The 18,823-nt window shown below is 64.8% G+C and carries 19 protein-coding genes; 13 read left to right on the plus strand and 6 right to left on the minus strand.

What is annotated here, in order from left to right:
- The first annotated feature begins 52 nt into the window (after positions 1–52).
- Both HCO70_RS16205 and gltB read left to right on the plus strand, forming a co-directional pair.
- Complete coding sequence (locus tag HCO70_RS16205; RefSeq protein WP_371742244.1) at positions 53–427, plus strand: GFA family protein; 375 nt, start codon at positions 53–55, stop codon at positions 425–427.
- Positions 414–4,952, plus strand: coding sequence for a glutamate synthase large subunit (gene gltB / locus HCO70_RS16210; protein WP_172298040.1), 4,539 nt, complete (start codon positions 414–416; stop codon positions 4,950–4,952). The genes HCO70_RS16205 and gltB overlap by 14 nt, the downstream gene beginning before the upstream one ends.
- 50 nt (positions 4,953–5,002) lie before the next feature.
- Here gltB and HCO70_RS16215 read toward each other — a convergent pair whose 3' ends face one another.
- Positions 5,003–5,665, minus strand: coding sequence for a TetR/AcrR family transcriptional regulator (locus HCO70_RS16215; RefSeq protein WP_172298042.1), 663 nt, complete (start codon positions 5,663–5,665; stop codon positions 5,003–5,005).
- A 107-nt stretch (positions 5,666–5,772) separates the two neighbouring features.
- Between HCO70_RS16215 and HCO70_RS16220 the strand changes: the two genes are divergently transcribed.
- The 8 genes from HCO70_RS16220 to HCO70_RS16255 all read left to right on the plus strand — a co-directional run bounded on the left by HCO70_RS16220 (position 5,773) and on the right by HCO70_RS16255 (position 11,152).
- On the plus strand, positions 5,773–6,558 hold the full coding sequence (locus HCO70_RS16220; protein ID WP_172298044.1) for an SDR family oxidoreductase: 786 nt from the start codon (positions 5,773–5,775) through the stop codon (positions 6,556–6,558).
- Between the two features lie 140 nt (positions 6,559–6,698).
- Entirely contained in the window at positions 6,699–6,980 is a 282-nt protein-coding gene (locus HCO70_RS16225; protein ID WP_172298046.1) for a putative quinol monooxygenase, read from the plus strand.
- Complete coding sequence (locus HCO70_RS16230; protein ID WP_371742246.1) at positions 6,977–7,249, plus strand: putative quinol monooxygenase; 273 nt, start codon at positions 6,977–6,979, stop codon at positions 7,247–7,249. Before HCO70_RS16225 ends, HCO70_RS16230 begins: the two co-directional genes overlap by 4 nt.
- Before the next feature lie 49 nt (positions 7,250–7,298).
- Positions 7,299–8,018, plus strand: a complete 720-nt coding sequence (gene mtgA / locus HCO70_RS16235; protein ID WP_172298048.1) for a monofunctional biosynthetic peptidoglycan transglycosylase — start codon at positions 7,299–7,301, stop codon at positions 8,016–8,018.
- Positions 8,019–8,073: 55 nt separating this feature from the next.
- On the plus strand, positions 8,074–8,739 hold the full coding sequence (locus tag HCO70_RS16240; protein ID WP_172298050.1) for a glutathione S-transferase family protein: 666 nt from the start codon (positions 8,074–8,076) through the stop codon (positions 8,737–8,739).
- 87 nt (positions 8,740–8,826) lie between these two features.
- A complete protein-coding gene (gene queG, locus HCO70_RS16245; protein ID WP_172298052.1) occupies positions 8,827–9,885 on the plus strand; it encodes a tRNA epoxyqueuosine(34) reductase QueG in 1,059 nt (352 codons plus the stop codon).
- 81 nt (positions 9,886–9,966) lie between these two features.
- Complete coding sequence (locus tag HCO70_RS16250; RefSeq protein WP_172298054.1) at positions 9,967–10,164, plus strand: hypothetical protein; 198 nt, start codon at positions 9,967–9,969, stop codon at positions 10,162–10,164.
- A 73-nt stretch (positions 10,165–10,237) separates the two neighbouring features.
- The gene (locus HCO70_RS16255; RefSeq protein ID WP_172298056.1) at positions 10,238–11,152 is read left to right on the plus strand and encodes a DMT family transporter; all 915 of its coding nucleotides are present in this window, start codon (positions 10,238–10,240) and stop codon (positions 11,150–11,152) included.
- A gap of 183 nt (positions 11,153–11,335) precedes the next feature.
- Here the strand turns inward: HCO70_RS16255 and HCO70_RS16260 are convergent, their stop codons facing one another.
- The 3 genes from HCO70_RS16260 to HCO70_RS16270 all read right to left on the minus strand — a co-directional run bounded on the left by HCO70_RS16260 (position 11,336) and on the right by HCO70_RS16270 (position 14,590).
- The gene (locus HCO70_RS16260; protein ID WP_172298058.1) at positions 11,336–12,316 is read right to left on the minus strand and encodes a hypothetical protein; all 981 of its coding nucleotides are present in this window, start codon (positions 12,314–12,316) and stop codon (positions 11,336–11,338) included.
- Positions 12,313–13,470, minus strand: coding sequence for a hypothetical protein (locus HCO70_RS16265; RefSeq protein ID WP_172298060.1), 1,158 nt, complete (start codon positions 13,468–13,470; stop codon positions 12,313–12,315). The genes HCO70_RS16260 and HCO70_RS16265 overlap by 4 nt, the downstream gene beginning before the upstream one ends.
- A 250-nt stretch (positions 13,471–13,720) precedes the next feature.
- Positions 13,721–14,590: a branched-chain amino acid aminotransferase gene (locus HCO70_RS16270; protein WP_172298062.1), complete on the minus strand. Its 870-nt coding sequence runs from the start codon at positions 14,588–14,590 to the stop codon at positions 13,721–13,723.
- A 163-nt stretch (positions 14,591–14,753) separates the two neighbouring features.
- Between HCO70_RS16270 and HCO70_RS16275 the strand changes: the two genes are divergently transcribed.
- The 3 genes from HCO70_RS16275 (at position 14,754) to HCO70_RS16285 (ending at position 16,550) form a co-directional block, all read left to right on the plus strand.
- On the plus strand, positions 14,754–15,269 hold the full coding sequence (locus tag HCO70_RS16275) for a MarR family winged helix-turn-helix transcriptional regulator (protein WP_172298064.1): 516 nt from the start codon (positions 14,754–14,756) through the stop codon (positions 15,267–15,269).
- Positions 15,266–15,964, plus strand: a complete 699-nt coding sequence (locus HCO70_RS16280) for a response regulator (protein ID WP_172298066.1) — start codon at positions 15,266–15,268, stop codon at positions 15,962–15,964. The genes HCO70_RS16275 and HCO70_RS16280 overlap by 4 nt, the downstream gene beginning before the upstream one ends.
- A 79-nt stretch (positions 15,965–16,043) precedes the next feature.
- Entirely contained in the window at positions 16,044–16,550 is a 507-nt protein-coding gene (locus HCO70_RS16285) for a redoxin domain-containing protein (protein ID WP_172298068.1), read from the plus strand.
- 171 nt (positions 16,551–16,721) lie between these two features.
- Here the strand turns inward: HCO70_RS16285 and sthA are convergent, their stop codons facing one another.
- Both sthA and HCO70_RS16295 read right to left on the minus strand, forming a co-directional pair.
- Positions 16,722–18,113, minus strand: coding sequence for a Si-specific NAD(P)(+) transhydrogenase (gene sthA, locus HCO70_RS16290; protein ID WP_172298070.1), 1,392 nt, complete (start codon positions 18,111–18,113; stop codon positions 16,722–16,724).
- A gap of 144 nt (positions 18,114–18,257) precedes the next feature.
- Positions 18,258–18,806 (minus strand): hypothetical protein, encoded by a 549-nt coding sequence (locus HCO70_RS16295; RefSeq protein ID WP_172298072.1) that lies wholly within the window; start codon positions 18,804–18,806, stop codon positions 18,258–18,260.
- Positions 18,807–18,823 lie beyond the last annotated feature (17 nt).

Here is an 18,823-nt window from a genome sequence, read left to right on the forward strand (position 1 = left end):
GATGCGCGGAAAATGCCTGTGCGGGGCGGTCAGGATCGCAGTGGCGGACCAAGTGGCGGAGATCAGCGCCTGCCATTGCGACCTGTGCCGTGGCTGGACCGGTGCCGCGCAATGGGGCTTCGAGGCACCCGCCCCGGGGGTGACCGTAACCGGCGATGTGAAGACCTATCGCGCGACGTCCTTTTCCGAGCGGGCGTTCTGCCCCAACTGCGGCACGCATCTTTGGCTGCGTGACGATGACGGCCCTTACGAATTCGTGCCGGGGCTCTTTGAAGAGCTCCGCGCTGTCCCGTTGGAGCGAGAAGTTTATGCCGACCGCGCCTTTGCCTGCGTCCGACTTGCGGGCGAGCACCGGCGCGTCACCCGAGACGCCTACGAGCGGGATCATCCGCACGTGAACACGGAGGTTTGCGATGACCAAGTATGACGCCGAATGGGTTGCCCGCGAGGAAGCGAAGCGTGCCTACATGGCAGAAAAGGGTCTGTACCGGCCGGATGACGAGCATGCCTCCTGCGGGGTGGGTCTTGTCGTGTCGGTCGACGGCAAGCCGAGCCGCAAGGTGGTGGAGAACGGGATCGCCGCGCTGAAGGCGATCTGGCACCGGGGTGCGGTGGATGCCGACGGCAAGACCGGGGACGGCGCGGGCATTCATGTGCAGATCCCGGCTCCGTTCTTCTTCGAGCAGATCGAACGCACCGGCCACAAGCCGCACGAGGATCAGCTGATCGCGGTGGGGCAGGTGTTCCTGCCGCGCACGGATTTCGGCGCGCAGGAGACCTGCCGGACCATCGTGGAATCCGAGGTCCTGCGGATGGGCTATTACATCTACGGCTGGCGTCATGTGCCGGTGAACGTGGATGTGCTGGGCGAGAAGGCGAACGCGACACGGCCGGAGATCGAGCAGATCCTGATCTCTAACTCGAAGGGCGTGGACGAGGAGACCTTCGAGCGCGAGCTTTACGTGATCCGGCGGCGGATCGAGAAGGCGGCCGCGGCGGCCGGTGTCGGCCAGCTCTACCTGGCGAGCCTTTCCTGCCGGTCGATCATCTACAAGGGGATGATGCTGGCCGAGCAGGTGGCGGAGTTCTATCCGGACCTGAAGGACGACCGGTTCGAGAGCGCGTTCGCGATCTATCACCAGCGTTATTCCACCAACACCTTCCCGCAGTGGTGGCTGGCGCAGCCGTTCCGCATGCTGGCCCATAACGGTGAGATCAACACGCTGAAGGGCAACGTCAACTGGATGAAGTCGCACGAGATCCGGATGGCATCCGGTGCGTTCGGGGATCTGGCAGAGGACATCAAGCCGATCATCGCGCATGGCTCGTCGGACTCGGCGGCGCTGGACGCGGTGTTCGAGGTGCTGGTGCGGGCAGGGCGCAACGCGCCGATGGCGAAGACCATGCTGGTGCCGGAGAGCTGGTCGAAGCAGGCGGTCGAACTGCCGGAATCCTGGCGCGACATGTATTCCTACTGCAACTCGGTGATGGAACCGTGGGACGGGCCGGCGGCGCTGGCCATGACCGACGGGCGCTGGGTTTGCGCGGGCATGGACCGGAACGGTCTGCGCCCGATGCGTTATGTCGTGACGGGCGACGGGATGGTTATCGCCGGGTCCGAGGCCGGGATGGTGCCGACCGACGAGTCGACCTGCGTCGAGAAGGGCGCGCTGGGCCCCGGGCAGCTGCTGGCCGTCGATATGGCGACTGGCACACTGTACCATGATGCCGAGATCAAGGACAAAATGGCCAACAGCCAGCCCTTCGGCGACTGGGTCGGCAAGATCCACGAGCTGGACGAAGAACTGGCCGGTTCTCCGGAGAAGGCGCTGTTTTCCGGCAGCGAACTGCGCCGTCGGCAGATCGCGGCGGGCTATTCGCTCGAGGAGCTGGAGTCGATCCTGTCCCCGATGGTGGAGGACGGGAAAGAGCTGGTCGCGTCGATGGGCGACGACACGCCATCGGCGGTGCTGTCGATGAAGTACCGGCCCCTGTCGCATTTCTTCCGGCAGAACTTCAGCCAGGTGACAAACCCGCCGATCGACAGCCTTCGCGAATATCGGGTGATGAGCCTGAAGACGCGGTTCGGGAACCTGAAAAACGTGCTGGACGAGGACTCGAGCCAGACCGAGATCCTCGTGCTGGATTCGCCATTTGTCGCGAACGCGCAGTTCGAGATTCTCGAGAAGAACTTCAACGCGCCCGCGGTCGAGATCGACTGTACCTTCCCGAAGGATGGCGGAATCGGCGCGCTGCGGGCTGAGCTGACGCGGATTCGGGAAGAGGCCGAGGATGCAGTGCGCTCCGGTGCCGGCCATATCGTGCTGACGGATCAGCACCAGGGGCCGGACAAGGTGGCAATGCCGATGATCCTGGCGACGTCGGCGGTGCATTCGTGGCTAACGCGCAAGGGGCTGCGGACCTTCTGCTCGCTGAACGTGCGGTCGGCGGAATGCGTGGATCCGCATTACTTTGCCGTGCTGATCGGCTGCGGGGCGACGGTGGTGAACGCTTACCTCGCCGAGGATTCAATTGCCGACCGGATCGAGCGCGGGCTGTTGGACTGTACGCTGAACGAAGCAATGGCGAATTACCGCGCCGCCGTCGATGCGGGCCTGCTGAAAATCATGTCGAAGATGGGAATTTCGGTGGTTTCGTCCTATCGCGGCGGGCTGAACTTCGAAGCCGTGGGGTTGAGCCGCGCGATGGTGGCGGAGTTCTTCCCCGGAATGCATTCGCGGATTTCGGGCATCGGTGTGTCGGGCATCCAGCAGAAGCTGCTGGAAGTGCACCAGGCCGGCTGGCTTGGCGGGCGCGACGTGCTGCCGATCGGCGGTTTCTACAAGGCGCGGAAGGCCGGCGAGACCCATGCATGGGAGGCGCAGTCGATGCACATGCTGCAGGCGGCGTGCAACCGGGCGTCCTATGAGCTGTGGAAGCAGTATTCGGCGAAGATGCGGGCGAACCCGCCGATCCATCTGCGCGACCTGCTGGATATCAAGCCGCTCGGTAAGTCGATCCCACTGGAAGAGGTGGAGTCTATCACCTCGATCCGCAAGCGGTTCGTGACGCCGGGCATGTCGCTGGGCGCGCTGTCGCCCGAGGCGCATAAGACACTGAACGTGGCGATGAACCGCATCGGTGCGAAGTCCGACTCAGGCGAAGGCGGCGAAGATCCGGCGCATTTCGTGCCCGAGCCGAACGGCGACAACCCGTCAGCGAAGATCAAGCAGGTCGCTTCCGGCCGGTTCGGCGTGACCGCCGAGTATCTGAACCAGTGCGAGGAACTGGAGATCAAGGTGGCCCAGGGCGCCAAGCCCGGAGAGGGCGGACAATTGCCCGGCATGAAGGTGACCGAGCTGATAGCGCGGCTGCGGCATTCGACGCCGGGCGTGACGTTGATCTCTCCGCCGCCGCACCACGACATCTATTCCATCGAGGACCTTGCGCAGCTGATCTACGACCTCAAGCAGATCAACCCGCGTGCCAAGGTGACCGTGAAACTGGTGTCTTCCTCCGGCGTCGGCACGATTGCCGCCGGCGTTGCGAAGGCGAAGGCGGACGTGATCCTGATCTCCGGCCATAACGGTGGGACCGGGGCGTCGCCGGCGACCTCGATCAAGTATGCCGGGCTGCCGTGGGAAATGGGCCTGACCGAGGCGCATCAGGTTCTGTCGATGAACAACCTGCGGAGCCGTGTGACGCTTCGGACCGACGGCGGGCTACGCACCGGGCGCGATATCGTAATGGCGGCAATGCTGGGGGCCGAGGAATACGGCATCGGCACCGCGGCGCTGATCGCGATGGGCTGCATCATGGTGCGCCAGTGTCAGTCGAACACCTGCCCGGTTGGCGTGTGTACGCAAGATCCGAAACTGCGCGAGAAGTTCACCGGCAATGCCGACAAGGTGGTCAATCTGATAACCTTCTATGCGCAGGAAGTGCGCGAGATCCTGGCGGATATCGGAGCGCGGTCGCTCGACGAAGTGATCGGGCGGGCGGATCTGTTGTCTCAGGTCAGCCGCGGCGCGGCGCATCTGGACGATCTGGACCTGAACCCGCTGCTGATCACGGTCGATGGTGCGAAGGACATCCGCTATGACCGGCTGAAGCCGCGTAACCCTGTGCCGGACACCATCGATGCCGAGATCGTCGAGGATGCCGCAAGGTTCCTTGAGGAAGGCGAGAAGATGCAGCTTTCCTACGCTGCGCGGAATACCGACCGAACCATTGGAACGCGGGTATCGAGTCATATCGTCAAGCGGTTCGGGATGAACAACAACCTGCAGCCAGACCACCTGACGGTGAAACTGTCGGGCTCTGCCGGGCAGTCGCTGGGCGCCTTTGCCGCTCCGGGCCTCAAGCTGGAGGTCGCGGGCGACGCCAACGACTATGTCGGCAAGGGTCTGTCGGGTGGCACCATCGTGGTTCGGCCGACCATGTCGAGCCCGCTGAAGGCGTCGGAGAACACGATCATCGGCAACACCGTGCTGTACGGCGCGACCGCCGGCTATCTGTTCGCCGCGGGGCGGGCGGGTGAACGCTTCGCGGTGCGCAACTCCGGCGCCCAAGTGGTGGTCGAAGGCTGCGGTTCGAACGGGTGCGAGTATATGACCGGTGGCGTCGCGGTAATTCTTGGCACCATCGGCGCCAACTTTGGCGCCGGTATGACCGGGGGCATGGCTTACATCTACGATCCCGACGGCAAGGCGCAGGACTTCATGAACATGGAGACGCTGGTGACCTGCCCGGTGACCGTGGATCACTGGGAAGAAGAACTGCTGAACCTGATCGGCCGTCACGCCGCCGAAACGATGAGTGTCAAGGCGCGGGACATCCTGCAGCACTGGGATGCCGAGCAGGCACATTTCCTGCAGGTCTGCCCGAGGGAGATGCTGAACAAACTGAAGCATCCGCTGGGAATCGAAGACGTGCGCGTCCCCGCCGAGTAACGACATGCGCCGCCGCCCATCCGGGCGGCGGTTCTGCATTCAGAGCGGGGTCAGTCGGCGGGCGTCAGCCTGAGGAACGCGGCCGTCATCCGCAGCGCGTCTTCGATGAAAGCGGCGTCGTCGATGGCCTGAAGGGATGCCGCGCGCTGGGCCGGGTCGATCCGGCCGCGCAGCATCGCGGCGAGCTGATCGATGGCGAAGGCTGCGGCATGATCCGGGTCAGGATGACCGATCTCGCCGCGCCGGCCCATCACCAGCCCAAGCAGCTTCTTGCGGGTATCTGCCTGTATTTCTGCATAGTGTGCTGCGAGTTCCGGTTCGTCCGCGATAACGGCCGAGACGGCTGCCTTGGCCGCGCCGGTTTCGCTTGCCGCCTGCAGCGTGATCTCGAGATAACCGCGGAACAGGTCGCGGATCGAGGCGCCTTCCCACAGTGCAGGATCGGAGGCGCGGGTGTTCAGCGCCTCGTAAGCGTCGGTCATCCGGTGGAAGAGCGCGTGGAACAGCGCGGTCTTGTCCCTGAAGTGGTGGTAGACGGCGCCGACGGAGTAACCGGCGCGCGCCGCGATGTCGGCGATGGACGTCGCTTCGGTCCCTTTTTCCAGGATCAGCGTCTCTGCCGCGTCCAGAAGGGCGGATTGCGTGCGCTCGCTGCGGGTCTGACGGCCCTCACGGCGCCAGTGTAGGTCGGATATCCAGCGGCTTTCGGCCATGTAGCGTCCTGAAACAGAATATGCGTTCGGTTTTATTGACAAGCTTTAGCGCCGCTGTCAAAACCGAATACAGATTCGGGTTTTGTCGAAACACAGGGAGAGACAGGATGCAGAACGTCGCGTTGATCACGGGAGCGTCCAGCGGGATCGGGGAAGCGATGGCGCGGCTGCATGCGGCGCGCGGCGGCGACCTTGTGCTGGTGGCGCGGCGACTGGACCGGTTGAACACGCTGAAGGCAGAGATCGAGTCCGAGCATGGCACGCGCGTTCTGGTGATCGCGGAGGACCTGAACGAAGAGGCGGCGCCCCAGCGGATTCACGACCGGGTGACGGACGAAGGGATCGCGCTTTCCTGTCTGATCAACAACGCCGGCTTTGCGCTGCGCGGCAAGTTCCACGAGCAGGACTGGACGCGAAACCGCGAGATGATCCAGGTGAATGTGGTGGCACTTTCGGCTCTAACTCGAGCATTTTTGCCTGGTTTTGTCGCGCGCGGCTCTGGCCGCATCCTGAACGTCGCTTCGACCGCCGCGCTGATGCCGGGGCCGCTGCAGGCAGTCTATTTCGCGTCGAAGGCCTTCGTTCAGTACTTCAGTAACGCTATTGCCGAGGAGCTGGTCGATAGTGGCGTAACCGTCACGACGCTGTTGCCGGGAGCGACCGCCAGCGAATTCGCACAGACCTCGGGGATGGACGGGACGCCGCTGTTCAACCGGACGACGCCGGCGGAGGAGGTTGCGCGGCTGGGCTACGACGCGATGCTGCGCGGGGATCTGGATGCGTTCGCTGGGGTCACGCTGCGGCGGCGCATCCTGATGCGCATCGCGCCGCTATTCCCGAAACGATACCTGCTGAAATCTGTGCGCCGCATGCAGGAAGTGCCCGCGGCATAGGACCGGGAAAACGGCTGTATCCGTGCGCGCACCCGGGGAGGCCTTGGCGGTGCAGGAATGGCGCGGTTTTTCAGTTTTTGATCCTGATCATGGACAGTCGACCCCTCGAAGCACAACTTCTGCAGCAAGTGGAGTGACGAATGTTCGAGTTATCCGGGTACATACGGTGCAGGAACGAGACCGAGACGGAACGGGTGCGCCTGTTAGTCGCGGAGCATGTGCGTTTGACCCGTGCAGAGCCCGGCTGCCTGTCCTGCGACATCGTCGAGACCGACGATCCGCTGGTCTGGCTGGTGGTGGAGCGATTTAAGGACCGCGCGGCCTTCGACCTCCACCAGGTGCGGGCGCTTAAGAGCGATTGGGGGACGGCCACAAAGGGCATCGTCAGGGACTATCACCTGCGCGAGGAGGTCGGGGTGTGATCGAGCTGACCGGGTTCTTGCGCTGCGCGGATGAAGCAGAAGCGGCGCGGGTGCAGAAATTCCTGCCGGAGCATATTCGGCTGACCCGGGCGGAACCGGGCTGCCTATCCTTCGATGTGACCGAGACGCAGGATCCGCTGGTCTGGTCGGTGGCGGAGCGGTTTCTGGATCGCGCGGCCTTCGATGCGCACCAGGCGCGGGCGGGCGCGAGCGCCTGGGCGGAGGCCACGAAAGGTATCGCGCGGGACTACGAGATCGTCGAGCGATGAGCGCGGCTGAGCGCTTGACCGGCTCGGGGCGCCATGCTTTGGCTGCCGAATGGCGAAGAAGACGCGCAAACGGAAGACCCGGACCTCTCGGATCCGGACATGGCGGGGCTGGCTGTTCCGCTGGGCCGTGCGCGCCGTGGTCGGGCTGTCGGTGCTGACGCTGTTCTTCGTCATGCTTTACGCGGTCTTCAACCCGCCCACGACGCCTTACATATTGTCGGAAGGCCGCCGGCTGGGTGACGTCGAGCGGGTCTGGGTGGATTTCGAGGATGTCGCGCCGGCAATGCCTCGGTCGATCGTGGCGGCGGAGGATGCGAACTTCTGCCTTCACTGGGGCTTTGACATGACAGCGATCCGGGCGGCGCTGGCCGAGGGCGCGAACCGCGGCGCATCGACGATCAGCCAGCAGCTGGTGAAGAACGTGTACCTGTGGCACGGGCGTTCCTGGCTGCGCAAGGCGATGGAGGCCGGGCTGACCCCGGTGGTGGAAATGATCTGGTCGAAACGCCGGATCCTCGAGGTCTACATGAACGTGGTGGAGTTCGACGAAGGCGTGTTCGGCGTCGAGGCGGCGGCGCAGCACTACTTCGGCGTATCGGCGAAAAACCTGACGGACCGGCAGGCCGCGCTGCTGGCCGCGGTGCTGCCGGACCCGAAGGGACGCAGCGCTTCGCAGCCATCAAATTCCGTGTCGCGCCGGGCGCAGGCGATACAGGGCGGCGCCGCGACGATCCGCGCAGACGGGCGCGACGATTGCTTCGAGAGTTGAACTCGGCGCGCTGTCGCGGCATTGATGTGCGGACTTTTTACGGGACTTCTGACCTATGAACCGCCTGTTCCACGTACCGCTTTCGCCTTTCTGCCGGAAGGTCCGGCTGTCGCTCGCAGAGAAAAAGATCGAGGTGGAGCTGGTCGAGGAGCGCTACTGGGAGCAGGATCCGGACTTTCTGCGGCGCAACCCGGCGGGCAAGGTGCCGGTTCTCAAGATCAAGGGGCTGACCCTGGCCGAGAGCGGACCGATTTGTGAATACATCGAGGAAATCCAGCCCGATCCGCCGCTGATGCCGCGCGATCCGAAGGGGCGGCACGAGGTGCGGCGACTGGTGATGTGGTTCGACGACAAGTTCCACAACGAGGTGACCTCGAAGCTGCTTTACGAACGGGTCAACAAGAAGCTGATGGGCCAGGGCTACCCAGAATCGAAGAACGTGAAGATGGGGGCACAGAAGATCAAGTTCCACCTCGACTACATGGGGTGGCTGCTGGATCAGCGGCGCTGGCTGGCCGGGGATTCCATGACGCTGGCCGATTTCGCCGCGGCGGCGCATCTGTCGTCGCTGGATTACATCTCGGATGTCGACTGGAACCGGAACGCCTCGGTCAAGGACTGGTACGCGAAGATCAAGTCGCGTCCGGCCTTTCGCTCGATCCTCGCCGACCAGGTGCCGGGATTCCCGCCGCCGGCGCATTATGCCGACCTGGATTTCTGAAATCCGGCGTCGCGATGGGGGGCTCTGCCCCCCGCCGCCTTCGGCGACTCCCCCAGGGATATTTCTGACCAGAAGAAGACAGGGGATTTGTCCGCAGAGCTGAAAGCCAAGCTGATCGACCGGGCGCTGGCCGAGGGGTTCGCGGCGGTTCGCGTGACGCGGCCGGATGCGATCCCGGAAGCGAAGCCGCGGCTGGAGCGATTCGTCGCCGAAGGACGGCACGGGCAGATGGGCTGGATGGAGGAGCGCATCGGCTGGCGCGGCGATCCGGCGGCGCTCTGGCGCGAGGCTCGGTCGGTTGTGATGCTGGCGGAGCCTTATACGCCGGAGACGGACCCTCTGGAAGTTCTGGAGCGGCGAGGCCGCGGCGCAATCTCTGTTTATGCGCAGGGTCAGGATTACCACGATGTGGTGAAGAAGCGGCTGAAGCGGCTGGGGCGCTGGCTGCTGGAGGAGGCGCGGCGGGACGCAGTGGCGGAGGACCCCGCCATCAAGGTGTTCGTCGACACGGCGCCGGTGATGGAAAAGCCGCTGGCGCAGGCGGCTGGGCTGGGCTGGCAGGGCAAACACACCAACCTGCTGTCTCGGGAGCTGGGGAACTGGTTCTTTCTCGGGAGCATTTTCACCACACTGGATTTGCCGTCGGACGAACCGGAGCGGGAGCATTGCGGATCTTGCACCGCCTGTCTCGACATCTGCCCGACCGAGGCGTTTCCGGCGCCGTTCCAGCTGGATGCGCGGCGCTGCATTTCCTACCTGACCATCGAGCACAAGGGGCCGGTGGCTGAGGACCTGCGCGGCAAGCTGGGGAACCGGATCTACGGGTGTGACGACTGCCTTGCAGTGTGCCCGTGGAACAAGTTCGCGAAGGCGGGGCGCGACGCGAAACTGGCGGCGCGGGAGGATCTGCTGGCGCCGGACCTGGCGTACCTGGCGGGGTTGGACGATGCGGCGTTCCGTGCGCAGTTTTCCGGGTCGACGATCAAGCGGATCGGGCGCGACCGGTTCGTGCGGAACGTTCTCTACGCCATCGGGAATTCCGGTTTGGCGCGGTTCTTGCCGGTGGCGCAGAGTCTGACGGAGGATCCGGATCCGGCAGTGAGCGATGCGGCGCGCTGGGCGGTTGGGCAGTTGCACGATCTTTAGGCTGGCTTGCGGCGGGTGACGGCGTTTAAGCTTTGTAGGACTGCCCTAATTAGGATGCAGGACGCGAAAGAGGAGGTACGCATGTCGAAGAACATCATCGACCACGACCATGACGTTCGCGGGGGACGGGCGCCGCAATATTCCCGGCTTGACCGGATCAAGGCCGGTGAGGCCGGGCACCCGAATGTGAAGCAGCTGGACCGGCGGCGGCGCAAGGGCCAGAAGGATGCGACCCGGGTGAAACAGTTCCTGCGGATCGAGCGCGGCTACCTCGCGTAATCGTACAGGCACTTATGGGCATTCGGGAATCGGTCTGCTAGGCAGGACAGGCGAAACGCCTTCCGGATCCTGAATGCAGCCCCTGCGCGGTATTTTCCTTATGGTCGCGGCGATTTCCTGTTTCGCCGTGATGGCCACATTGGTGAAGTCGGCTGACCGTATCCCTGCGGGGGAGACGGTCTTTTTTCGCGCGTTCTGCGGCCTGCCGGTGATTGCCGCGTGGCTTTGGATGCGGGGCGAGCTGCCGTCGGGCCTGCGGGTAGCGAGCTGGAAAGGGCATGCGGTGCGGGGCATCGCGGGCTCGATGGCGATGGGGCTGGGGTTTCTTGGGCTGAAGCTGATCCCGCTGCCAGAGGCGACGGCGATCCGGTTCGTCACGCCGATCATGATCGTGATCTTCGCGACAATTTTCCTGGCCGAGCGGATCCGGATGTTCCGGATCTCGGCGGTGGTGATCGGGCTGGTGGGCGTGGCCATCGTGATGTGGCCGCAGCTGAGTTTCGAGGGTGGCGGCACGGCGCGGGTCGGGGCGCTGGTGACGCTGGCGTCGGCGACGCTGGCGGCGCTGGCGCAGATCTTCATCAAGGCGATGGCGGGGGTCGAGCGGACCGAGGCGATCGTGTTCTGGTTCTCGCTGACGGCGAGCTGTTTCGCGCTCTTCAGTATTCCGTTCGGCTGGGTGATGCCGGTGGGGCGGGAGTGGGTCTGGCTGATCGGGTCGGGGCTGGTCGGCGGGGCGGGGCAGATCCTGCTGACCTCGAGCTATAAATATGCCGATGCGGGGACGCTGGCGCCGTTCACCTACCTGTCGATGATATGGGCGCTGATCTTCGGGTATTTCATCTTCGATGAGCTGCCGACGGTGCCGATGCTGGCGGGGGCGGCGCTGGTGATCGCGGCGGGCGTGGCGATCGTGCTGCGGGAGCGGGCGCTGGGGCGGCAGCTGGCGGCGGAGCAGAAGATGCGGAGCCTGATGAAATCGGGCTGAGCCGGGGCGTCCCCATGGGGACGGGGGGTCAAGTCATTGATTTCAGGCATGTTAGCGCAAACGTCGGATTGAGGGCGCTGCCCCAACTGTTGCAGTCCGGCCTTTGTGCAGACTGCAGGCGTGGGCCCCACGGCGCGATACCGAACTGCAACAGCAGGCGGTCCAGACCGTTACCGGCCCGCGTCAGTCGTTGGCGACCTGCTTGAAGTTCGACCCGCCCGCACTTCGGAATGCTCCGCCGCCTTTCAGCACGGTCGGCTTTGCAGCGGCGTCCGTGCTGGCGGGAGCGCTGGAGTCGTCGCTGCCGCCGCCAATGGCGTTGGTGACCGATTTGAAGAAGCCGGAGACGCCCGTTGGTTCGGCCTGCGCGACCTCGGCGTCAGCATTGGCGTCGGTCTTGAGCCAGGACAACGTGGCGTAGGCGGAGACGGTGAAGCTGCCGGGATTTGTGCTGTCTTCCTGTTCGTCGATGGTGATGTAGCGGACGACGCAGCTTCCGACCCGGTCGCGCAGCTCGCGGCACTGGCGCTGGGCCTCGGAATAGAAGGTCGCGCGCAGGGCGGGCAAATCGACTTCTGCGACGCGGGCGCTGTAATCGCGCGGCGTCAGCCGGATCGATTCCCGTTCTTCCGTCGCCGAGGAGATGCCGGAGATGTCGCCGGCGGGATCGGCGGGCAGAAAGCCGATGCGCATCGTCAGCTCGTGGCGGCCCTTGGAGTCGGTATCGATTTCGACCTTCGACACGGCGCAGGCGGTGGCGAGATCGGAAATCACCGACGGGCATTCGCGCATGACAAGGGCGGGCGCGCGGGCGAGGATGTAAAGCTCGTGCAGATCCTTGCCGGGATCGGGCTCTCCCTCTGCCAGGACGTCCTCGATCTCCATATAGCGGTTCCAGACGATGGCGCGGTGCGGCGTCGGCGTGGTCACGTCGAACACCGCGGCCTTTTCGCTTTGCTCGCGCCGGTCATGCACGAAATCGAACACGCCCTTGCCGACCTTGCCGAGCGCCTCGGGCGGGGCGTTGGCCTCGGCATTGGGATCGAGGCCTGCGAGGGGACGGGTAAAGGTTTCCCACGCGCCGATGGCGTAGAGGTTCACACCGATCATCGGGACCGTGACGATTCCGAAGAAGATGAGACCACCGATCAGTTTGAACTTCATTTTGCCGCCTCCCGGTACAGCGGTTCGGGGAAGAGCATCGCAAGGTCGCCACCCGCCGCGTTGCGGGCGATTTCCGTCTGATGTTCGATGAGAAACGCGGAGCGTTCCGGCTCTGACGCCGTAAAGACGTAATCCGCTTCCTGCACAAGCACGGTGGCGCCGGTCACCGGGCGGTAGGCCACACGCTCTTCCGGGCGGGACGGGATCGGCCCGACCAGAACATGCTGGGTGGTGTCGAAGCCGACCACGCCGGTTTCGGCGCCCTGGCCGAAATTGCGGCGGAACCAGGCGTCATAGGCGGCGAATTCCGCCCTGGCGCGGGGTTCGTATTCTTCCAGCCGGACACCGACGCGGGAGTACATATCCCAGGTCGGGCGCGGTTCGCGCGCGACGCGCGGTACGCAGTCGCCGCCGGTGGCGAGGTGCTGAATATCGTAGTTGCCCGGCGCCGGGTTGATTGACGCGCCGTTGCCGATCATCACGACATGGGAGATGGTGACGCCCTTGGCCGGGACGATGTTCCACAGCACGCGGCCGCGATGATGCTGCAGCACCACGTATTGCGGGGCGGAGGCATCGGTGAGGATCACGTCGACCATGGGGACCGCGTGATCGCCGACAAGGTCGCTTTCATCGGTCCAGAGAGACTTGCGCAGCGTGCCTTCGAGCCAGCGCCGGGTGTCTTTTGCCATCTCGCTGACGGTGAAGACCTGCAGGCCACTGTCGAGATCCGCCTGGCCGATGCTGACATTGGCGATCCTGTCGCCGGGCTGCGGTTTCGCCGGGGAGCAGGTGGGGTCGGATTTCAGGATCCGGTGATTGGCCGGAAGCTGCGGCACGCGGATGCCCGGATAGCCGGAGACGGCCTCGGACAGTCCGACGATCAGGTCGTCCTGAACGGCGAGGCCGGGATGCTTGGCCTTCCAGCCGTAGAACTCGGCGCGGCGGAGCCTGGCGGGGTCTGTTTCGGTTTCTTCCTGCGCGCCGACCGTTGTCAGTTTCGCCGTCCCGAAGAGTCCGCCGAGAAGGCCGTTGCCTTCGGCGGCGGTGGTGACGGTTTCGGCCCCGGGCGCGACCTTTTCCTTCATCGAGGACAGGAAGAACATCACGCCAAGAAGGACGGCGAAGGTGAGAAACAGCTTTGTTGGGTTCATGGCCCGCTACCCCGTAGTGCGATGCAGCCAGGATAGGTAAGCATTCGGGCGACAATCTGGCGGAGGCGGGGTAATTAGTGGCGGGTTCTGTGGTGGGGTCGGCGCCACTGTCGCCGACCGGACAGATGGTGAAGCAACAGCAACCGCAGACCGATAAATTTCGCGGCTGCCGCTGGCTGGAGCCATGCCATGACCCAAAAAGAAAAGGCGCGGAACCAGTCCGCGCCTTGTCGTGGAATGTCCGGTTTGCCTAGCTGCGCACCAGCTTTTCATAATCCGTTGCGATGTCTTTCGTCAGCGCGCCGACCTCGAAGTTGTAGTCGCCGATCTGGCCGACGGGCGTGACCTCTGCGGCGGTGCCGGTGAGCCAGCACTGCTGGAAGCTTTCCATCTCGCCCGGGTCGATATGGCGTTCGTGCACCTTGATCTGGCGGTCCTTGAGCATGCCGATGACCGTCTGCCGGGTCAGGCCGTTCAGGAAGCAGTCGGGCAGCGGCGTGTGCACTTCGCCGTCCTGGACGAAGAAGATGTTGGCGCCGGTCGCCTCTGCCACGTAGCCGCGGTAATCCATGAACAGGGAGTCGGAGCAGCCCTTGGATTCGGCCACGTGCTTGGACGCGGTGCATATCATGTAGAGACCGGCGGCCTTGGCGTGGACCGGGATGGTTTCCGGGCTGGGCCGCTTCCATTTCGAGATGTCGAGTCTGGCGCCCTTGAACTTGGAGTCGCCGTAATAGGCGCCCCATTCCCAGCAGGCGACCGCCATGCGGACGGGGTTGCGGGCGGAGCTGACCCCCATGTCCTCTCCCGCGCCGCGCCAGGCGACGGCGCGCACGTAGGCGTCGGTCAGGCCGTTGGCCTTGAGGACCGCGTATTTCGCCTCTTCGATCTGGTCGACGGTGTAGGGGATTTCCATGTCCAGCTCGTTGCCCGAGAAGATCAGGCGTTCCGAGTGTTTGCGGCCAAGGAAGATCTTGCCGTTGTAGCAGCGCTCGCCCTCGAAGACCGAGGAGGCGTAGTGGAGCGCGTGGGTCAGGATATGTACGTTGGCGTCGCGCCACGGCAGCAGTTTGCCGTCCATCCAGATGAACCCGTCGCGATCGTCATAGGCGCCAGCCATGGTCTGTTCCTTCCTTCAGCGTTTACGGATGTTGCGCGAATTAGGGCCGATGTGGACATAATGTTGCGCAAAATCTGCGATTCGGTACCAGTTGAGTCTTGGAATGTCAACAAGGCTGACATAAACTGCCGCGAAAGACGGCAGATTGTGAACGGGCTTACAGATGGTCGAGGGCAGCGGAGGACCGGGGACACCCGGCGGCGAGAGCCTTCTGTTTCTGACGGACGAGCAGTTGCGGAAGGGCATCGAGGCGATGTTCTTCGCCTATCGCGGCTTTACCGCAGATCCGGACCGGATTCTCGAGAAACACGGCTATGGCCGGGCGCATCACCGGGCTGTACATTTCATCAACCGCTCGCCGGGCACCACGGTCAACAACCTGCTCAGCATCCTCGGCGTCACGAAGCAGTCGCTGAACCGCGTGCTTCGGACGCTGATCGAGGACGGGCTGGTGGAAAGCCGGGTGGGCAACCGTGACAAGCGGGAGCGGCACCTGTACCTGACCGAAGAGGGGCATGTGCTGGAGGCGGAGCTGTCGACGGCGCAGCGGGCGCGGATGCGGGATGCGTTCCGGCATGCGGGGCCCGAGGCGGTGGCGGGGTTCCGGACGGTGCTGGAGGCGATGATGGATCCCGAGATGCGGCGGCACTACGGCCGCCTGAAGGAAGGTGGGCAATGAGCGCGCCGGACGCGCACCTGCTGATCGTCGACGACGACGAGCGGATCCGGGGGCTGCTGCAGAAGTTCCTGATCCGGCACGGGTTCCTTGTGTCCGCCGCGCGGGACGCGGCGCAGGCGCGCCGCCTGCTGGCGGGGCTGGAATTCGACATGCTGGTGCTGGACGTGATGATGCCGGGGGAGGATGGCGTAACGCTGACGCGGTCGCTGCGCGAGGAGATTGCGACGCCGATCCTGCTGCTGACGGCGAAGGGCGAGACCGAGGACCGGATCGCCGGGCTGGAGGCCGGGGCGGACGACTATCTGGCCAAGCCGTTCGAGCCGAAGGAGCTGCTTTTGCGGATCAACGCGATCCTGCGGCGGGTGCCGGCGCCGTCGGAGGCCGAGGCGCCGAAGCACCTGCGGCTGGGGCCGATCCGCTATGACGTGGAGCGAGGCGAGATGTGGCGCGGCGAGGAGCTGGTGCGGCTGACCGCGACCGAGGCGCAGCTGATGCGGATCTTCTCGGCCCAGCCGGGCGAGGCGGTCAGCCGCTCGAAGCTGGTCGAGGATCTGGGCCGCGACCGGGGGCAGGCGCAGGAGCGGGCGGTGGACGTGCAGATCACGCGGCTCCGGCGCAAGCTGGAGTCGGATCCGAAACAGCCGCGTTACCTGCAGACGGTAAGAGGCGCGGGCTACATGCTGGCGCCGGACTGAACGCTCCTTCGGAGCGTGCCTCCGGCTGGGATATTTCTGACCAGAAGAAGGGCGGATCGGTGCCCCGGGGAGATGTGCGATGAGGGTGATGCCGGGAACGCAGGCGCCGGAACTGGCGTTGCCGCTGGCGGGAGGCGGATCATGGTCGCTGGCGGAAGACGCGCCCGAGGTGCTGACCATGATCGTGGTCTATCGCGGCTATCACTGCCCGATCTGCAAGGGATACCTGGGCAAGCTGGTCGGGCTGCTGGACCGGTTCGAGGCGGACGGCGCGTCGGTCATCGCGGTGTCGATGGACCCGCAGGACCGGGCCGAGGCGGCGAAGGCGGACTGGGGTCTGGAGCGACTTCGGATCGGTTACGGGATGAGCGAGGCCGTGGCGCGGAGCTGGGGACTGTACCTGTCGAGCGCTATCCGGGACGGGGAACTGGCGCTGTTCCCGGAACCGGGGCTGTTCTGGGTAAAGCCGGACGGGACTCTGTACCTTGTCGACGTGGGGTCGATGCCTTTCGCGCGGCCGGACCTTGAGCTGCTGGCGGCGCGGGTGCAGCGGGCGCGGGAGTATCCGCCGCGTGGGACGGCTTAGGCGCTTTGGTGGTCGGCGAAGTCTCTGTTTCGGGGGAATTGACTCTGTGAGCCGGGTGGCCGGACGCTCCTGCGGAGCGTGCCTCCGGCGGGGATATTTCTGGCCAGAAGAAGCTGGATCGGCGCTCTGCCTTCGCGGCGGTGTAGCGGCAAGGCCGAAGGCGTTATCCGCCTACGGCTGGCCCATCCGGTTCCAGGCGTCGAGGCCGGCGACCTTGTAGGCTTCGGCGAGGGTCGGGTAGTTGAAGGTGTTCTCGACGAAGAAATCCACGGTGCCGTGCAGGTTGATCACCGCCTGGCCGATATGGATCAGTTCGGTCGCGCCTTCGCCGACGATATGCGCGCCGAGGAGGCGGCGGGTGTCGAGCGCGAAGATCAGCTTCAGAAAACCGGTGTCGACGCCCATGATGTGGCCGCGCGAGGTTTCGCGGAAGCGGGCGATGCCGCATTCGTAGGGAATGCCGGCGGCGCGCACCTCTTCCTCCGACTGGCCGACGGTGGAGATCTCGGGCACCGCGTAGATGCCATAGGGAAAGGTTTCGGGCGGCGGCGGGGGCGGCATGTCGAAGGCGTGGCAGGCCGCGACGCGGCCCTGTTCCATCGAGGTGGAGGCGAGCGACGGAAAACCGATGACGTCGCCTGCGGCATAGATGTTTTCTACGGCCGTCTGCAGGGTCTTGCCGTCGACGGGAATGCGGCCGCGCTTGTCGGGTTCGATGCCGATCGCCTGCAGGTTCAGGCTTTCGATGCTGCCGGAGCGGCCGGCGGCGAACAGCAGGATCTCTGACCGGACCTTGCGGCCGTCTGTCAGCTCGGTGATCACGGCGCTGTCCGTCTTGGTGATTTCCTTCACCTGCGCGCCGAGCCGGATGACCATGCCGCGGTCGCGCATCTGGTGGATGAAATCCTCGACAATCTCGGTATCGACGAAGTTGAGGATCGAATCCCGCGCCTCGATCAGGGTCACCGGCACGTCGAGGGCGGAGAAAATTGTGGCGTATTCGACGCCGATCACGCCGCCGCCGATCACCGTCATGGTGCGGGGCAGATCTTCAAGTTCGAGGATCTCGTCGCTGTCGAAGACGCAGGTCCGGTCGAAGGGGACATGCGGCGGGCGGTAAGGATGGGTGCCGGTGGCGATCAGCGCCTTGTCGAATTCGACCGGCACGATTTCATCGTCCTCGGTGCGGATCTCGGCATGGTGGGTGTCGATGAACCGGACCTCGCCCCAGTCGGACTGCACCATGTTACGCATGAACTGGTGCTGCAGCACCTCGACCTCGTGATCCAGCGTCTTGTGCAGGCGCTGCATCAGGTCGGCGGCGGTAATGTCCTTTTTCACCCGGTAGCCGCGGCCGTAGAAGCCGCGTTCGCGCCAGCCCGAGAGGTTGAGCACCGTTTCGCGCAGGGTCTTCGACGGGATCGTGCCGGTATGGACCGAAACGCCGCCGAGCCTGCGGCCGCGGTCCACCACCAGAACCGATTTGCCGAGCTTGGCCGATTGTACGGCCGCGCGCCGGCCGGCCGGGCCGCTGCCGATCACCAGCATGTCGTAGGATTGCATGCCTTGCTGTCCCCTTCCGGTTTGTCGCTGCGGCTCTTCTAGCCACCGGATATGACCGAACGGTTGCATTGCCGCGGCGGCGAAGGCAACGGCGCGTCCGGCAGGTTCGGGGCGTTTCCGGGCAGCTGCCCAAGAATTGGGCGTTCAGCCGGTCTCTCGGCTGCAGACGGCCGGAACCGGGACGTCGTCTTTCCACTCGGTGATGGGTCGTGCGGGGACGGTGTGCGTGATTGCGTGTTTGGGTCCTTCGCCGTGCCGGACGAAACCCTTGCCGTTCAGAAGGTTGAGGTCGCAGGCGCCGGTATTGGCGGGATCGAGCGTGTCGTACCAGTCGAAGGTGTAGCCGGCGACCATGTAGGCGCCGCCCCGGTAGGCGATGGTCAGCGTCAGGTGCCAGCGGTCGCGGCCGATGGATTCGTTCATCGAGGTGAGCCGCACAGAGCCGTTGGGGGCGAGGTCGAGTTCGGGTTCCTGGCCGATGCCGCCAATCCAGGCGATGTCGGGCGCGGAGACAAGGCCGGACGCGATTTCCTCGACGATCAGGTCGACGATTCCGTCGCCGTGGTCGATGATCGTGAAGCGTTCGCGTGTGCCGTCGCCGTCGAGATCGGACAGGGTGCTGTCCACGACGGTCTGAGCGGCGGCGGGAAGGGCGAGGAACAGGGCGAGGAATGCGGCGAGACCGGTTGTCATGGGTCGGGAAATCCGGT

Origin of the sequence: Pseudoruegeria sp. HB172150 (assembly GCF_013184805.1) — a bacterium.
Taxonomy (GTDB): domain Bacteria; phylum Pseudomonadota; class Alphaproteobacteria; order Rhodobacterales; family Rhodobacteraceae; genus Psychromarinibacter.

Coding starts and splice junctions, on each gene's coding strand:
- gltB (WP_172298040.1), top strand. CDS start 414: ATGACCAAGTATGACGCCGAATGGGTTGCCCGCGAGGAAGCGAAGCGT.
- HCO70_RS16215 (WP_172298042.1), bottom strand. CDS start 5,665: ATGGCCGAAAGCCGCTGGATATCCGACCTACACTGGCGCCGTGAGGGC.
- HCO70_RS16220 (WP_172298044.1), top strand. CDS start 5,773: ATGCAGAACGTCGCGTTGATCACGGGAGCGTCCAGCGGGATCGGGGAA.
- HCO70_RS16225 (WP_172298046.1), top strand. CDS start 6,699: ATGTTCGAGTTATCCGGGTACATACGGTGCAGGAACGAGACCGAGACG.
- mtgA (WP_172298048.1), top strand. CDS start 7,299: ATGGCGAAGAAGACGCGCAAACGGAAGACCCGGACCTCTCGGATCCGG.
- HCO70_RS16240 (WP_172298050.1), top strand. CDS start 8,074: ATGAACCGCCTGTTCCACGTACCGCTTTCGCCTTTCTGCCGGAAGGTC.
- HCO70_RS16250 (WP_172298054.1), top strand. CDS start 9,967: ATGTCGAAGAACATCATCGACCACGACCATGACGTTCGCGGGGGACGG.
- HCO70_RS16255 (WP_172298056.1), top strand. CDS start 10,238: ATGCAGCCCCTGCGCGGTATTTTCCTTATGGTCGCGGCGATTTCCTGT.
- HCO70_RS16260 (WP_172298058.1), bottom strand. CDS start 12,316: ATGAAGTTCAAACTGATCGGTGGTCTCATCTTCTTCGGAATCGTCACG.
- HCO70_RS16265 (WP_172298060.1), bottom strand. CDS start 13,470: ATGAACCCAACAAAGCTGTTTCTCACCTTCGCCGTCCTTCTTGGCGTG.
- HCO70_RS16270 (WP_172298062.1), bottom strand. CDS start 14,590: ATGGCTGGCGCCTATGACGATCGCGACGGGTTCATCTGGATGGACGGC.
- HCO70_RS16275 (WP_172298064.1), top strand. CDS start 14,754: ATGGTCGAGGGCAGCGGAGGACCGGGGACACCCGGCGGCGAGAGCCTT.
- HCO70_RS16280 (WP_172298066.1), top strand. CDS start 15,266: ATGAGCGCGCCGGACGCGCACCTGCTGATCGTCGACGACGACGAGCGG.
- HCO70_RS16285 (WP_172298068.1), top strand. CDS start 16,044: ATGAGGGTGATGCCGGGAACGCAGGCGCCGGAACTGGCGTTGCCGCTG.
- sthA (WP_172298070.1), bottom strand. CDS start 18,113: ATGCAATCCTACGACATGCTGGTGATCGGCAGCGGCCCGGCCGGCCGG.
- HCO70_RS16295 (WP_172298072.1), bottom strand. CDS start 18,806: ATGACAACCGGTCTCGCCGCATTCCTCGCCCTGTTCCTCGCCCTTCCC.